Here is a 13975-nt window from a genome sequence, read left to right as displayed (position 1 = left end):
GGGCGCCGTCTCTCCTCGACGCCCGGTGTTACCGGAGGGTAGCTTACTTCTTCTTCGTGCGGGTGGCGCCACCGCGACCGCGCAGCTGGACACCGGATTCGCTCAGCACCCGGTGTACAAAGCCGTAGGAACGTCCGGTGGACTCCGCCAACGCCCGGATGCTCGCGCCCTTTTCGTACTTCTTCTTCAGGTCAGCGGCCAGCTTGTCCCGCGTGGCGCCGGTGATCCGGGCGCCCTTCTTCAGGTCAGCCACCTTGTCCCGCCTTCCGTAGACAGCAGGTCGGGCCGTGAAAGCCCCTGTCGTCGCAATGATCGAACACGACGAGCGAGAAGGCCAGCCGATCATGCGAAAAGATCGGTGAGCGGTCGGTTGATCACTGAGGGTGGATCAGAGGTGACGGAACGGAAACCCTTGGCTCAGGCCAACTGCACGAGTTCCAGGTACTCGTCCGACCAGTGGTCCTCGGTGCCGTCGGGCAGCAGGATCACCCGCTCGGGCTCAAGCGCCTCCACCGCACCGGGGTCGTGCGTGACCAGCACGACCGCGCCCTCGTAGCGGCGCAACGCGTCGAGCACCTGCTCACGGCTGGCCGGGTCCAGGTTGTTGGTCGGCTCGTCCAGCAGCAGCACGTTCGCCGCGCTCGACACCAATCCCGCAAGCGCCAACCGGGTCTTTTCACCACCCGACAGGGTGCCGGCCGGCTGGTCGAGCTGCTCGCCGCTGAACAGGAAGGTGCCGAGCAGCGAACGCAACTGCTGCTCCTGCACGTCCGGCGCGGCGTGGCGGATGTTCTGCCACACCGAGGCCTCGTGGTCGAGCGTCTCGTGCTCCTGCGCGAAGTAGCCGAGCTTGAGCCCGTGCCCCGCGATCACCTCGCCGCTGTCCGGACGTTCCATGGACCCGATCAGCCGGAGCAACGTCGTCTTGCCCGCACCGTTCAGCCCGAGGATCACCACCCGCGAACCCCGGTCGATGGCGAGGTCGACGCCGGTGAACACCTCCAGCGAACCGTAGGACTTGCTCAGCCCTTCGGCGGTCAGCGGCGTTTTTCCGCACGGAGCGGGCTGCGGGAAGCGGATCTTCGCCACCTTGTCCGCCTGGCGGGTGTCCTCCAGGCTGGACAGCAACTTCTCGGCGCGGCGCGCCATGTTCTGCGCGGCCACCGCCTTGGTCGCCTTGGCCCGCATCTTGTCCGCCTGCGCCATCAGCGCGCCGGCCTTCTTCTCCGCGTTGGCGCGCTCACGGCGGCGGCGCTTCTCGTCGGCGGCACGGGCTTCGAGGTACTTCTTCCAGCCCATGTTGTAGATGTCCACCTCGCCGCGCGTCGCGTCGAGGAACCACACCTTGTTGACCACCTCGTCGAGCAGCTCCACGTCGTGGCTGATCACGACCAGTCCGCCGTCGTGGGACTTGAGGAACCCGCGCAGCCACGCGATCGAGTCGGCGTCCAGGTGGTTGGTCGGCTCGTCGATGAGCAGGATCGTGCTCGACTTCGCCCCGACACCGGCCTCGGAGGCGGCGAACAGGATGCGCGCCAACTCGACCCGACGACGCTGACCGCCGGACAGCGTGCGCAGCGGCTGGGCGAGCACGCGGTCGGCGAGACCCAGGTTGGCGCAGATGCGGGCGGCTTCGCTCTCGGCGGCGTAACCGCCCAGGGCGGAGAACCGCTCCTCCAGCCGGCCGTACTTGCGCACGGCGTCCTGAAGCTCGACGTCGTCCACCAGTTCGGCCATCGCGGACTGGGCCTTCTCCATGTCGCGCAGCAGCTGGTCCAGCCCGCGCGCGGACAGGACCCGGTCCTTCGCGACGACCGACAGGTCGCCCTCCCGGGGATCCTGCGGGAGGTAGCCGAGTTCGCCGGTGCGCCGGACCTCACCCGCATAGGGCTGCCCTTCGCCCGCGAGGACACGCAGTGACGTGGTCTTGCCGGCGCCGTTGCGGCCGACGAGGCCGATGCGGTCACCGGGCTGGATGCGCAAGGTGGCGTCGGACAGCAGGATGCGCGAACCGGCGCGCAACTCGAGGTCGGTCGCGGTGATCAAGACAACTCCGGGGTGGTGTGGTCGTGCGGGGTCGACGGCGCAACTCGCGCCGGACCTACTCGATCAAGATGACCACGACACCAGTCTACGGGTAGTGCGCCACCGAATTTGCCACCTGTGTCCACCGGCATACCCGGCGCGCCTTCGGGAATACCGTCCGGTGATGGCTACCGAAGACTTCATCGGCAAGACGGCACTGGTCACAGGCGCGAGCCGCGGCATCGGCCACGGGATCGCCCTGGAATTCCTCACGCGCGGAGCATCGGTGACCATCACCGCCCGCAAGCCCGATGCGGTCGCCGAAGCCGCGTCGAACCTGGCCGCCGCGGCAGGCGTCCCGACCGACCGCGTGCTGGCGGTACCCGGCAACGCAGGCCGCGCCGAGGACCGCGAGGAGGCCGTCACCCGGACCATGGAGCGCTTCGGCAGCCTCGACGTGCTCGTGAACAACGCCGGTATCAACCCCGTCTTCGGCCCCTTGGTCGAAGCGGACCTGGACGCCGTGCGCAAGATCTTCGACGTCAACGTCGTCGCCGCCCTGGGTTTCGTACAACTGGCGTGGCAGGCATGGCAGGCCGAACACGGCGGAGCGGTAGTCAACATCGCCTCGATCGGCGGCCTGCGCTCGACCGGCGTGATCGCCGCGTACGGGGCGAGCAAGGCCGCGCTCATCCGCCTGACCGAGGAACTGGCCTGGCAACTCGGCCCGAAGGTACGTGTGAACGCAGTCGCCCCTGCGGTGGTGAAGACCAAGTTCGCCGAAGCCCTGTACCTGGACCGCGAGGACGAAGCCGCCGACCGCTACCCCATGAAGCGCTTGGGCACTCCGGAGGACGTCGCCCGCCTGGTGGCGTTCCTGGCCTCCGACGCAGCCCCCTGGATCACCGGCGAGACCGTCCGCGTCGACGGCGGCATCCTCGCCACCGGGTCGCTGGCCTAGCAGCCGACCCGCCGATCCGCCGTGTCCAGCGCACGTGCCGAGCACCGGTTCCCGCTCCCGTAGCCGGCGAGTGACGAGGCGGGTGGTCGCGGAGCCCGGAGACCGGGCGCGGACCTGTGCGGAACCTTGACACCTCGCATCCGGTTCCAGGGCATCGGCGTTGCCGCGCGCGGGTCAGCCGGCCGCGATGGCTGTTCGTTGTCGGGTCGTTGTCGGTGCCTCCGCTTCGTGAGTAGGTGAAGTGTTCGTGGCGGTGCGCGCCTGTGGCCGTGGATGGGCCGTGGGCGGGTCGGTGGCGGTCGGCCAGGCCGCGGGCACGGTGGTGCCGGTAGGGTGCAGAGCTGTGGCGGAACCTTGGATCAAGGTGGGGCTCGGAGTGGCGCTCGGAGAAGATCCGCTCGGGAAAGCTCCGTCTGTCTGCGGTTCGCCAGTCGATGTCGGGGCGCCATCACCGGAGCGGTGGGGCGAGGGCGGACTGGTGTCTGTAAGAGGCGCGTTCGTCGGCGCTGTGGTGGCTTGGGGTGCGTTCGGGTAGGGCGTGTCCGAGCGGGGTGCACCCGATGGCTGGGTGGTCGGCGGCTGGTGGCTGGTGCCGGCCGGGGCGGGCGGGGTCGCCGGGTCCTCGGTGGAGACAGGTCGCCCGCTCAGCGCAAAGCCCACCGCCACCACGAGCGCTGTCGTGCCCAGTGCGCTCCCGGCCACCTTCAGGGCTCGGCGGCGGCTTCGGACCGCGTGGCCGTGGTGGATGACGTCCATCGCACCGAACGTGCGCGGCCTGGGCTTGATGTCGAGTTCCTCGAACAACTCCTTCAGCCGGTCCTCAAGCATTGCGCGACACCTCCTGCCACAGCGCGCCGAACTCCGGGCCCAACCTCTGCCGCAACGCCTTGAGGCCACGGCTGGTGTTGCTCTTCACCGTGCCCACCGAGCAGCGCAGTGCCACCGCCGTCTCCTCCACGCCCAGGTCGTGCCAGAACCTGAGCACCAGCACCGCCCGCTGCCGTGCCGGAACCCTGCCCAGCGCCTGCCACACCACCAACTTGTCCTCGCTCAACCCGGCGGTGGCCGGCACCTCGGGCAGCGTCTCCGCCAACTTCTCCCGCCGCCACCGTGCCCGGCGTCGCTCCGCGAGGAACGTGCGCACCACGATCTGCCGGAGGTACGCGTCCAGGCCCTCGCGCCGGGCCATCTTCGGCCCGGCCAGGTACAGCTTGAGGAACGCGGCCTGCACGACGTCTTCGGCCTCGTGGTGGTTGCCGCACAGCAAGTACGCGGTGAAGCGCATCGAGTCGGCGCACCGGTCGAAGTGTTCGGTGAATTCCGCGTCCCAACCCACGCCGTCAGCGCCTCGTCGTGCTGGGCACCGCCGTCGGCTCGGGGTGGCCGGTGGTCGGGTACGCGGTTGGTTCTGGACCCGGCCACGTGGTGTTGGTCGGGTAGGCGGGCGTCGGGTACGGCGGAGACGTCGGCGAGGCGGTCGGGGACGGCTCGGGCCTGGCACTCGTCGGCTGCGGTTCGCCGGAGGGCCGGGGTGTCGTGGGATAGCCGGTCGTCGGATGACCGGCCGTGGGCGTGGCGGTGGAGGACGGCGCCGGGTGCGTGGTGGTCGGGTACTCGGATGGCGCGGGTGAGGTGGCCGGGTACGTCGGGGACGTCGATGGCGGTGGCGTGGTCGGCACGGTCGATGTGGGTTCGGTCTGACCGCCGCCGGCCAGGGCGGGCACCGCAGCGGCGATCCCGCCGACCACGATGACTCCGGCCGCGAGTACGAGTCGTGTGCGCATGTCTTTCTCCTCAGGTGCCTTGTGGACCACCTCCGATCGGTGACCCCCTCGCCCTTATCCATGCGGTTGGCGGGCTCGGGGGTTGTCACGAGTTTTCTCAGGCTGTCAGGGACCTTGTGACCTGCACCAACGCTGCGGACAGCCGGTCGAACGGCAGGCCTTGGTCGACCAGCCAGTGCTGCACCTGCTCGGCGGACAGCGCGGCCAGCAGCACGTCCGCCGCGATGTCCGGCTCCGGCGCGCGGCACTGCTCCAGCAGGTACGAGCAGTGCCTGCGCCAGAAGGCGTGCGCCCCCGGCCGGAAGCGCGCGCCCGTGGTGGAGGTCTGGGACAGCAGCACGATGTCCAGCGATTCGCGGAGGAACCCCAGGTAGGCGGTGGTGAAAGCGACCAGCCGGTCGGCCGGTCCCATGCCCGGGCCCAGTGGCGGCCTTCCGCTCAGGATCCCCTTCTGGAGCTCGGTCTCGCGCTGGTCCAGCAGAGCCGTGGCCAGGCCGGACTTGTCCCCGAAGTGGCGGTAGAGCGTCCCCTTGCCCACGCCCGCGGCGGCGGCCACGTCGTCCATCGTCACGCTCTCGACCCCGCGCTCGGCGAACAGCCGGCCGGCGGCCTCCAACACCTTCGCCCGGTTCCGCACGGCATCGGCCCGCAGGGGCAGCGAGACCTCGACCGGCACGGTCGGGAAAGAAATGTCGATCGGGATCTTTGACGAACCGGACTGCGGTCCGCTACTGTCTGAATCCATGAAGCGGACTCTAGTCCGATTCGACTCAGGAAGGAACTCGCCGTGTCGAAGCTCTTGCACGTGTCCGCCTCGCCCCGAGCCGAGGCGTCCGAGTCGCTGGCCATCGCGTCGGCGTTCGTCGAGGCGTACCGGGAGAGCCATCCCGAGGACGAGGTCGAACACTGGGACCTGTGGGACGGCTCGCTGCCCGCCTTCGGACCGGCCGCGACCGGGGCGAAGATGGCGGTGATCCGGGGTCTCGAGCCGGTGGGCGAGGAGGCCGAGGCCTGGCGCGGTGTGCTGGCGGCGGTCCAGCGGTTCGTGGGCGCGGACCGGTTGCTGTTCAGCGTGCCGATGTGGAACTCGGGCATCCCGTACGTGTTGAAGCAGTTCGTGGATGTGGTGTCCCAGCCGGGCCTGGTGTTCGGGCTCGACGCCGAGACGGGGTACCAGCCACTGCTGGCGGGGCAGGGGAAGCGGGCGGCGGTGGTGTACACGAGTTCGGTGTGGGGGCCGGACGTCGGGCCGGCGTTCGGCACGGACTTCCAGTCCACCTACTTCGACGACTGGCTGCGCTGGACAGGCGTCACAGACGTGACTCGGATTCGCCACCACCCGACGCTGACCGGAGACGTCGAAGACTCGCGCCAGACCGCGCTGGCTGCCGCCCGGGAGGCCGCGAAGACCTTCTGAACAGCCGGGTGCGGGGCCCGCCAGGGGTGGAGCAGCCAGCCGGGGGGGTGAAGCAGCCAACTGGATCGGCGACGGCGGCTGGGCTGCGGCGGCGGCTAACGAACGGGCGATTGGTGAACGAGCGGTTGACAGAAGGACGGGGGTGACAGAAAGGAGATTTGCTGACGCCGGTCGACGGACGGAGGTCAACGGACGGGCGTTGATGAGGCGGGCGTGACCGTGCTGTGGGTGTAGGCGGTGGAACAGCAGCCCGGAGGAGTCGGCTTCCGGGGGTGCGGGAGTTGTAGCCAGGGGGGAGTGACGACAGCCGTGGTCGGGTGTGTGCGCTAGTCGCGCACGACTATCTCTACGGCTCGGGCGCGTTGGGCGGCTTCGTCCAGTACTGCTCGTCTGGGTTCGGGGACGTCGAGGACGCGGCGGGAGGCTTGGGCGAAGATCGGAGCCAGGCGGCGGTCGACTTTGAGGGTGTCCAGGGCCTGTTTGTCGCCGCCCACCACTATTGCGTCCAGCTCTGACAGGTGTGGGAGCAGGACCCTGGCCGCGTCGTCGGCGGCAGCCTGCAGGGCGACTCTCGCCTGGCCTTCACGGCGGCGGGCGAAGCGTTGTTGGGACCAGCCGCCGGCTTTGTTGCGGCCGTGGACTTGGCGGCTGTCCGTGGTGGAGACCAGCACTGTGCCGTCTTGGGCTATGCCGATGCTGTGCCCGCCCAGGCGGACCAGGAGCAGGCCGAGGCGGCGGGATGCTGTGGCGTTGGCCAGCAGCGGCTCGATGGCAAGGCCAACGACCTCACCCGTGGGGGTGAATTCTCCGAAGGCTGCTGTCACCTCTGCGGTGGCACCGTCACTGGCTGTGACTACGACTTGGGAGGGGGTGGTTCGGGTTGTCGCTATGCCGTTGTGGCGGGTGGCGAAGCGGGTGAACCAGCCGGACAGGCGTTCGGGCGCTACCTCCACCGCCCTGCCGCCGCCGGCTACGGGGCGGATCTTGGTCATGGCCGGGGTGTCATGCCGGGGCCACGGCTACCCACACCGGGAAGGGGTGGCCGCACTCGGCGGGTGAGAGGCGTTGGATCGCGCTGAAGCCGGCTACCGCCAGTTCGTCGGAGATCCGTTCCGGGGAGAGCACCCGGTGGCGGGTGGCGACGGTGTTCGCCACCTCCCAGGTCGTCTCGCCTCGGACCAGCTGGACGACCTCCAGGGCGTACGACTCGCCGTCTGGCGACCAGTCCCACAACTGGACCGTCACCTGGCGGTCTTTGCCCCGGCCGGAGACCTTCGGTGGCGGTGCGGTGGGGCGTAGGAGGCTGAGCTTGTCCAACTCGGGGACGGCCGCCACGAGGAGCCCGCCGGGGCGCAAGGCCGCTCGGGCAAGGCGCAGGGCGTGGGGCAGGGCGTCCTCGTGGGCCAGTCTCGGCAGCAGGTCGTCACCCGCCCGCACTACGTCGACCGGGTGAGGTGTGGGATTCGTGATCACGTCGAGGAGGTCCAGCACCTGGTGCCTGCCGGCTCCCAGCACCGCCGCGGCCACCTCGGTCAGCGGGTCCTCCGGCATGGGTACGAGGTCCTGGGCGGCGGTCACCGGCACACAGTAGGGCCAATCGATCACATGACGCCATTGGTCCGCAGTGGCCTTGATGGCGGTCATCGCACGGCCGTTGGGCAGCCCCATAACCCCGCGCGGATACCGAAGGGGTTACTACCCCTCCTCCGACACCTCGTGCACAATGTTACCGGCGGGTTTACAGGAACCGAAGCAAGGGCAATCACCACTTGACAGAACTAGCGCCATCCCAGTGAACTCGTAACCCATACGGCCCAACCATTGACTCCACCTGGACGGCACCACCGCACTGCGTTGGCGGGTAGGGTCACTGGGGCGTGATCTAATGACAGCGGGGAGTCACAATGACCAACGCTGCCGGTCGACCCAACCTGTCCGTCGACGAACTCGACTCGGCGGGACACGGCAGTCTTGCGCAGCTCCTGACCACGGGACCATTCCCCGAGGCGCTGAGAGCCGCGATCAAAGCCAGCAGGCTCAGTCTCGACCGCATCCAACACCGGCTCGCTCTGCGCGGGGTCACCATCAGCGTCGCGACGCTGAGCTACTGGCAGTCCGGCCGACGCCGACCGGAGCGACCGGAGTCGCTGGAGGCGTTGCGCCATTTGGAAACCGTGCTCGGCGTGCCGCAGGCGGGTCTGTCCGCGCTGCTCGGCCCACCGAGGCCGCGCGGCAGGCGTTCGCGTCCCACGACGATGATGCCGATCGACGCGCTGTGGGCGCGCCGCGAGCGGGTCGCGAACCTGCTCACGAAGGTCGACACGTCGTCCGACGTCAAGCTCGGCCGGATCAGCCAGCACGACCGCATCGAGATCGCGGCCGATGGCGGCCAGCGCTCGGCGTGGGTGCGGCAGATCCTCCGTGCCGAGCAGGACGGCCCGGACCGCTGGGCGCTGGTGTTCGAGACCGAGGAGTCCGACGTCCTCCCGGAGGTCGTCAACCTGCGCAACTGCCACCTGGGCCGGGTCGTCGAGGACACCGACGCGAACATCATGGCCGCGGAACTGATGTTCGACCGGCCCCTGGCCAGGGGCGAGACCATCATCATGGAGTACGAACTGCTGTTCGCCGAGGGGCACTACCCGGCCGGCAACAACACGTTCGCCCGCAAGTTCCGACTTCCGGTGCGGGAGTACGTGATCGAGGTGCGGTTCGACCCGTCCTACCTGCCGTCGCGCTGCCAGCAGTTCAGCGTGCCCGCCGGGGACGACACGCCGTCGCGACGGCGCAACCTGGCGCTGGACAACGCCGGCGGCGTGCACGCGGTGGCGCTGGGGTTCGGACCGGGTGTGTTCGGCATCCGCTGGGAGTGGCCGAAGTAGCCGTCAGCCCATGACGGCCCGGTGACCAGCGCGATTCCGGGTAGCAGACCGAAGTGACGGCCCTTGGGGATTCCTCCCCGAGGGCCGTTGTCATTCGAGGGCCGTTGTCATTTCGGACGGATCGCGACCGGATCAGGCCTGCCGCTTGGGAACGGTCGGTTCCGGCCGGGTCGTGACCCGGCCGGAACCCCTCGATCAGATGTAGCCGTTGATGTGCAGCGACACGGCGCGGATCGAACCGCGGTCGGAGACGACGGAGTCGACGACCTTGAACGTCCACGTGCCGTCGACCGGTTCGGTGAGCAGTGCGTTCAGCGACCCGATGGGTCGCCAGCCGCCGGTGAACGGCGCCTTGGCCGACGTCACCGACGAGAACGGGCGGTCGGCGGAGTCGTCGAACACGACCTGGCACAGGTTGGCGCCGGTACCGCCGACGCGCTGGAACAGGGTCGCCGTCGCGCCCGAAGGCGAGGTCAGCGTGCCGACCAGGTCACCGACGAAGGTGTGGTCGATGCCGACCGTCGTGGCGCCGTCGGCCGCGCTGCACGTCGCGCCGTCGATCGAGAACGTGATCTTCGATCCGCGCCCGACCCCGCTGACCTCGATCGGCACCGCGATACCGACCGTGTCGTTGTCCGGGATGGCCACGACCGGCCCGCCATAGGCGAAGTGCTTGGCCTCACGGGACGGCTCACCCACGGGGATCTGGAACGTGCTGGTCGTCGGCGACAGCGTGCCCGCGTAGGTCACCCGCGCGTCCAACCGCACCGGCTGACCGACCGGCGCGGACGCGGGCACGGTCACCTTGAACGTATTGGTCACCGTCTGGCCGACCTCCACGTTGCCGTAGTACTTCGACCGGGGCGCGATGGTCACGCCCGCCGTCGCCGAGGTCAGCACGAGGCTGGTCGACGCCGCCAGGCCGTCACCGGTGTTGAGCACCGGCACGGTCACGGTCGCGGTGGTGCCCGGCTTGAGGTACTGGCTGCCGTCGCTGTCGTTGACCACCGAAGGCTTCTGCGCGCGGGCGAGTGGCTGCGGTGACGCACCCGTGTGGGCCAGCACCAGGTCGGCGCGCACGATGCCCGCGCCGGTCCGGTTGTCCACGCCCGTCTCCGCGATGTCCAGAGCGGTCGTGGTGAGCGCCTCCCGCACCTCTGCCGGGGTGAGAGTGGGGTTGCCGGACAGGATCAGGCCCGCGATGGCCGCCGCGTTCGGCGCGGACGCCGAGGTCCCGAAGAACGGGTTGAAGCCGGTCACGCTGGTCTGCACGCCGTCGGCGGCGGTCAGGTCCGGCTTCTGCCGCACCTCGGGGCTCGGGGTGCCGTCGGGAGCGAAGAACACCCGGCGCGGACCGTCCGAGGTGAACCGTTCGGGCTTCTGCGTGCGGTCGAACGCATTGGGGTACGGCCCACGCGGGTTCGCCGGGTCGCCGGGCTCAAGGTCGTAGGGCAGCGGGTTGTTCGCCGGTGCCGCTGCCACGCTGATCGCGCCCTTGGCCGCCGAGTGACCACGGGTCACGCCGGGCGTCGAGAACTTCTTCAGCCCGTCGGACGAGTCCTTGAACCGGCCGCCGAGCGCCGACAGCGAGATGTACTTGTCCTCACCGCGGAACTTCACCACGGCCAACCGCAGGCCGAGGCCGCCGGCGGGCGTGTTCAGCCGCTCGTACGGGTCCTGGGTGCCGTCCTGGTTGTTCTGGCTGAACGCCACCACGTTGCCCTGCGCGTTGGCCGCGTACAGGTCGTAGTCGTTGAACGACGACGCCAGCGGGTCAAACCAGAACAGCGTCACCGGCACGTTGCCCGAGCTGTCCGACAGCGGATTGAACACCTGCTTCGCGCCGGGGTCGGGGTCGAAGTCGTGCGCGGTGCCGGCGAACTTGCCGATGCCCACGCCGGAGTCGACGAAGTCACCCTCCCAGTGCCCGGACGTGCCTTCGGCGACGTTGCCCTCATTGCCGGCGGACGAGAAGAACACCGCGCCGTCGGCGACGACCGCGTCCACGGCGCGGGCGATGACACCGTCCTGGAACGGCGACTCGTTGAGGTAGAGGATGTCGTCCACGATCACGTCGCAGCCGAGCTGGAAGCGCAGTCCCCGGATGTTGTCCGCGAAGCCGGCGTCACCGTTGACGGCGGTCGCGAAGCCGAGGCCGGCGTTGGGCGCGATGTCGTGGAGGATCTCCAGCAGCGCGGTGCCCTCGTCGCCCGAGCCCTCCTGACTGGGCAGGATCTCCACGGCCGGCAGCTCGCCCGCCGCCTGCGACGCGCCCAGCGAGGCCACGCCGTTGGACAGCGCGCACAGCTTCACTCCGGTGCCGGTGACCCGATGCGTCTGCCGTGCGGTGTCGGCCGCGTGCGCCCGGTCGCCTTCGCCGACCTTCGGGGCGGCGGCCTTGGTACCGGTCAGCGCCGCGAGGGTGCGGGCCTCGACCTCCTTGGCCTTGTCCTCCTTCGACGGCGCCTTGGCATCCCGACCCGCCCGGTCCTGCTGGTGGAACGACTTGTACTCGACGGCCGTCTCCACGCGACGGACGTCACGCCGGGCGGCGAGCCTGCTCAACGTCCAGAGCGGCACCTGCGCGCGCACGGTCTTGCCTTCGGTGGAGACCGACCGGATCGCACCACCGGCGTTGCGGACCGCGGTGACGAGTTCGTCGGTGACGTGGTGAGCGCGGATGTCCACCACGACGGTGTTTCCGTTTTGGACCTTCACCCCGGTCTGGAGCGCCGGGAGCTTGTTGAACGTGGTCGCGTTGGAGCGCCGGCGCTCTTCCACGACCAGCGCGCTGTCCAGCTTGGACTCGGCGGGGGTGACGGACTTCTTGATGTCCTGCAACGCCGCGATCTGGGCGGCAGTCCTGTCCTGGACACCCTTCGAGGTCTTCGTGGGGTCGGCGGAAGCGGGCGTGACGGAGCCGAGCAGGGTGAGCAGAACGGCGGCGCCGGCCGCGAGCACGGAGTTTCTTCGGGATCGGCGAATCGGTGAGCGCACAGGCGTCCCCCAACGTTGAGCGTGCCCCCGACGCACGCGTGTCAACGATCGGATGTCTCCGATCGGGGGGTCAACGTATTGCGCACGGACGGATACCGTCTGCCACCGTTCGGCCTACTTCCCAGACGGTAGGAACCATCACAATTCACAGTACAAAAGCATCTGTCCACAGCTGACCGGTGCGTCCGGACAGTGCGTCGAGCAGCGCGGCGGCCTGGTTGTCGGTCAGCGAAGCGATGAAGTCCACCACCGCCCGGCCACGCGCCAGACCTTGCACCGCGTCCGGTCCGGACGGGGTCTCCCCCGTCGCTCCGACCAGTGCCGCCGGATCGGTGCGGGCCAACGACGCGTACTCGGCGCCGGCGAGCTCAACCAGGTCGTGCAGCCGACGCGGCAGCCGATCAGCCTCGTGCCGGTCGGTCACCCACTGCTCCAACGCCTCCACCAACGCGGTCAACAGCCGGGCTTGGCCCCGCTGGTGCAACGCCAGGTCGGGACGCAGCAGCACGAACCTGCGATGCACGAACTTCAGCACCTGCACCTCGTGCCACTGCCGAACGGCCAACACCACGTGCCCGGACCGGGTGGTGGGTTCCTCGACCACGCCGACGGAGTCCACCAACCGACGCGTCCAGCGGGCGGAGAACGCCGCGACCGCCTGCTCGGCTTCCACCGAACCGTCGAACGGCACGGACAGCAGCCCGTCGACCAGCTCCGCGCGCACCTTCGCGACGGCTTGGGCGAACGCATCGTCGTCCACCGCCCACGAGTCCTTCGCGTGCAGCCTCCGACGCAACGCCTCCAGCGAACGGCCGGGTCGGCGTGCCTGCGCGGCCAGGTCGACGGCGCTCAACGAGGCCAGCTCGATCGCGTGGTCGAGCCAGGTGTTCAACTCGGCCGACACCGTCGCGTGCTGCAACACACCGACGCGGTGGAAGTCCTCCAGGTCGTGGATGGCGTAGGCGATGTCGTCGGCGGTATCCATGACCGACGCCTCCACCGTCTGCTGCCACGGCTCCAGCCGGCCGGCGTAGAACTCGCGGGCCTGAGTCAGGTCGTCCAGTTCGGTCACGTAGGCGGAGAACTTCGCCGAACCCGTGCCCGGCGCGTCCGGTGGTTCGGCGGCTCCTCGCGGCGGTGCGGCCAGCTCCCTCGGGTGCGGCTGCGGGTAGGACAGCCGAGTCCACGGGTACTTGAGCATCGCCGCACGGACCGCCACGGTGAGGTCGAGGCCCAGCGCCGCCGGGCCACGCACGTCCGTGGTGGTGACGATGCGGAACGACTGGGCGTTGCCCTCGAACCCGTCGGACAGGCCGAAGCGGTGTCGGGCCAGGCGGTCGAGCACCTGTTCGCCGAGGTGCCCGAACGGCGGGTGGCCCAGGTCGTGCGCCAGGGACGCCGCTTCGACCACGTCGGGATCGCACCCGCCGAGCTTGTCGAGCACCCCGACGAGTTCCGGCCGAGACCCGAGGCGCTCGGCGATGGCCCGCGCGGCTTGCGCGACTTTCAGGCTGTGCGTCAGCCGGTTGTGCACCAGGAGCCCGGAGCCGGCGGAACTCACCACCTGCGTGACACCGCCGAGCCGGGCGAAGAACGGTGAACTCGCCACCCGATCCCGGTCCACGCGGAACGGGCTGGCCGCCAGGTCGGCCGGGACGGGCGTGGCGCTGTCCCCGCCGGACCTGCGGAGCGTTCTGGGGTCGTCGTGCTCGCGGTGCATGGCAAGAAAATAGTCCGTGCACGAGCCGGAGGCAGCACCACCAACGCAAAAAGCCCTCAGGGGGCACACGGATCCGTGTGCCCCCTGAGGGAAGGAATGTTCGGCGGCGTCCTACTCTCCCACACCCTCACGAGTGCAGTACCATCGGCGCTGGAAGGCTTAACTACCGGGTTCGGAATGGGACCGGGT

General features: G+C 69.6%; 12 protein-coding genes and 1 rRNA gene. 4 read left to right on the top strand and 9 right to left on the bottom strand.

The features are described 5' to 3' along the window. Positions 1-43: 43 nt before the first annotated feature. The gene (locus FHS29_RS16495) at positions 44-253 is read right to left on the bottom strand and encodes a helix-turn-helix domain-containing protein (RefSeq protein ID WP_015103570.1); all 210 of its coding nucleotides are present in this window, start codon (positions 251-253) and stop codon (positions 44-46) included. A 164-nt stretch (positions 254-417) separates the two neighbouring features. Beyond that, on the bottom strand, positions 418-2046 hold the full coding sequence (locus FHS29_RS16490; protein ID WP_184691559.1) for an ABC-F family ATP-binding cassette domain-containing protein: 1629 nt from the start codon (positions 2044-2046) through the stop codon (positions 418-420). A 163-nt stretch (positions 2047-2209) separates the two neighbouring features. Here FHS29_RS16490 and FHS29_RS16485 point away from each other — a divergent pair, with 163 nt between their 5' ends. Continuing rightward, positions 2210-2986, top strand: a complete 777-nt coding sequence (locus tag FHS29_RS16485; RefSeq protein WP_184692278.1) for an SDR family oxidoreductase — start codon at positions 2210-2212, stop codon at positions 2984-2986. 820 nt (positions 2987-3806) lie between these two features. Here the strand turns inward: FHS29_RS16485 and FHS29_RS16480 are convergent. Next, positions 3807-4322: a SigE family RNA polymerase sigma factor gene (locus tag FHS29_RS16480; RefSeq protein WP_184691558.1), complete on the bottom strand. Its 516-nt coding sequence runs from the start codon at positions 4320-4322 to the stop codon at positions 3807-3809. 230 nt (positions 4323-4552) lie between these two features. Between FHS29_RS16480 and FHS29_RS37685 the strand changes: the two genes are divergently transcribed. Beyond that, positions 4553-4687 (top strand): hypothetical protein, encoded by a 135-nt coding sequence (locus FHS29_RS37685; RefSeq protein WP_281391609.1) that lies wholly within the window; start codon positions 4553-4555, stop codon positions 4685-4687. Between the two features lie 180 nt (positions 4688-4867). On the opposite strand, the gene FHS29_RS16475 is transcribed toward FHS29_RS37685, so the two are convergent. Then, positions 4868-5515 (bottom strand): TetR/AcrR family transcriptional regulator, encoded by a 648-nt coding sequence (locus FHS29_RS16475; protein WP_184691557.1) that lies wholly within the window; start codon positions 5513-5515, stop codon positions 4868-4870. A 42-nt stretch (positions 5516-5557) separates the two neighbouring features. Between FHS29_RS16475 and FHS29_RS16470 the strand changes: the two genes are divergently transcribed. Continuing rightward, on the top strand, positions 5558-6187 hold the full coding sequence (locus tag FHS29_RS16470) for an FMN-dependent NADH-azoreductase (protein WP_184691556.1): 630 nt from the start codon (positions 5558-5560) through the stop codon (positions 6185-6187). 326 nt (positions 6188-6513) lie between these two features. Here the strand turns inward: FHS29_RS16470 and FHS29_RS16465 are convergent, their stop codons facing one another. Together FHS29_RS16465 and FHS29_RS16460 are read right to left on the bottom strand one after the other, a co-directional pair. Then, a complete protein-coding gene (locus tag FHS29_RS16465; protein WP_184691555.1) occupies positions 6514-7179 on the bottom strand; it encodes an acVLRF1 family peptidyl-tRNA hydrolase in 666 nt (221 codons plus the stop codon). A 10-nt stretch (positions 7180-7189) separates the two neighbouring features. Further along, positions 7190-7765 (bottom strand): hypothetical protein, encoded by a 576-nt coding sequence (locus FHS29_RS16460; protein WP_312864947.1) that lies wholly within the window; start codon positions 7763-7765, stop codon positions 7190-7192. Positions 7766-8091: 326 nt separating this feature from the next. Here FHS29_RS16460 and FHS29_RS16455 point away from each other — a divergent pair, with 326 nt between their 5' ends. Further along, positions 8092-9069 (top strand): helix-turn-helix transcriptional regulator, encoded by a 978-nt coding sequence (locus FHS29_RS16455; RefSeq protein ID WP_184691554.1) that lies wholly within the window; start codon positions 8092-8094, stop codon positions 9067-9069. Positions 9070-9264: 195 nt separating this feature from the next. On the opposite strand, the gene FHS29_RS16450 is transcribed toward FHS29_RS16455, so the two are convergent. The 3 genes from FHS29_RS16450 to rrf all read right to left on the bottom strand — a co-directional run. Beyond that, positions 9265-12030, bottom strand: a complete 2766-nt coding sequence (locus FHS29_RS16450) for a S8 family serine peptidase (protein WP_312864946.1) — start codon at positions 12028-12030, stop codon at positions 9265-9267. Between the two features lie 181 nt (positions 12031-12211). Then, positions 12212-13786 (bottom strand): deoxyguanosinetriphosphate triphosphohydrolase family protein, encoded by a 1575-nt coding sequence (locus tag FHS29_RS16445; RefSeq protein ID WP_184691552.1) that lies wholly within the window; start codon positions 13784-13786, stop codon positions 12212-12214. Positions 13787-13884: 98 nt separating this feature from the next. Beyond that, positions 13885-13975, bottom strand: a 5S ribosomal RNA gene (gene rrf, locus FHS29_RS16440); the annotation flags it as partial.

The sequence above is a fragment of the Saccharothrix tamanrassetensis genome, assembly GCF_014203665.1.
GTDB lineage: Bacteria > Actinomycetota > Actinomycetes > Mycobacteriales > Pseudonocardiaceae > Actinosynnema > Actinosynnema tamanrassetense.
The sequence above is the reverse complement of the archived record's forward strand: the minus strand, read 5'-3'. Positions and strand labels throughout refer to the sequence as shown.

Coding starts and splice junctions, on each gene's coding strand:
- FHS29_RS16475 (WP_184691557.1), bottom strand. CDS start 5,515: ATGGATTCAGACAGTAGCGGACCGCAGTCCGGTTCGTCAAAGATCCCG.
- FHS29_RS16485 (WP_184692278.1), top strand. CDS start 2,210: ATGGCTACCGAAGACTTCATCGGCAAGACGGCACTGGTCACAGGCGCG.
- FHS29_RS16465 (WP_184691555.1), bottom strand. CDS start 7,179: ATGACCAAGATCCGCCCCGTAGCCGGCGGCGGCAGGGCGGTGGAGGTA.
- FHS29_RS16445 (WP_184691552.1), bottom strand. CDS start 13,786: ATGCACCGCGAGCACGACGACCCCAGAACGCTCCGCAGGTCCGGCGGG.
- FHS29_RS16455 (WP_184691554.1), top strand. CDS start 8,092: ATGACCAACGCTGCCGGTCGACCCAACCTGTCCGTCGACGAACTCGAC.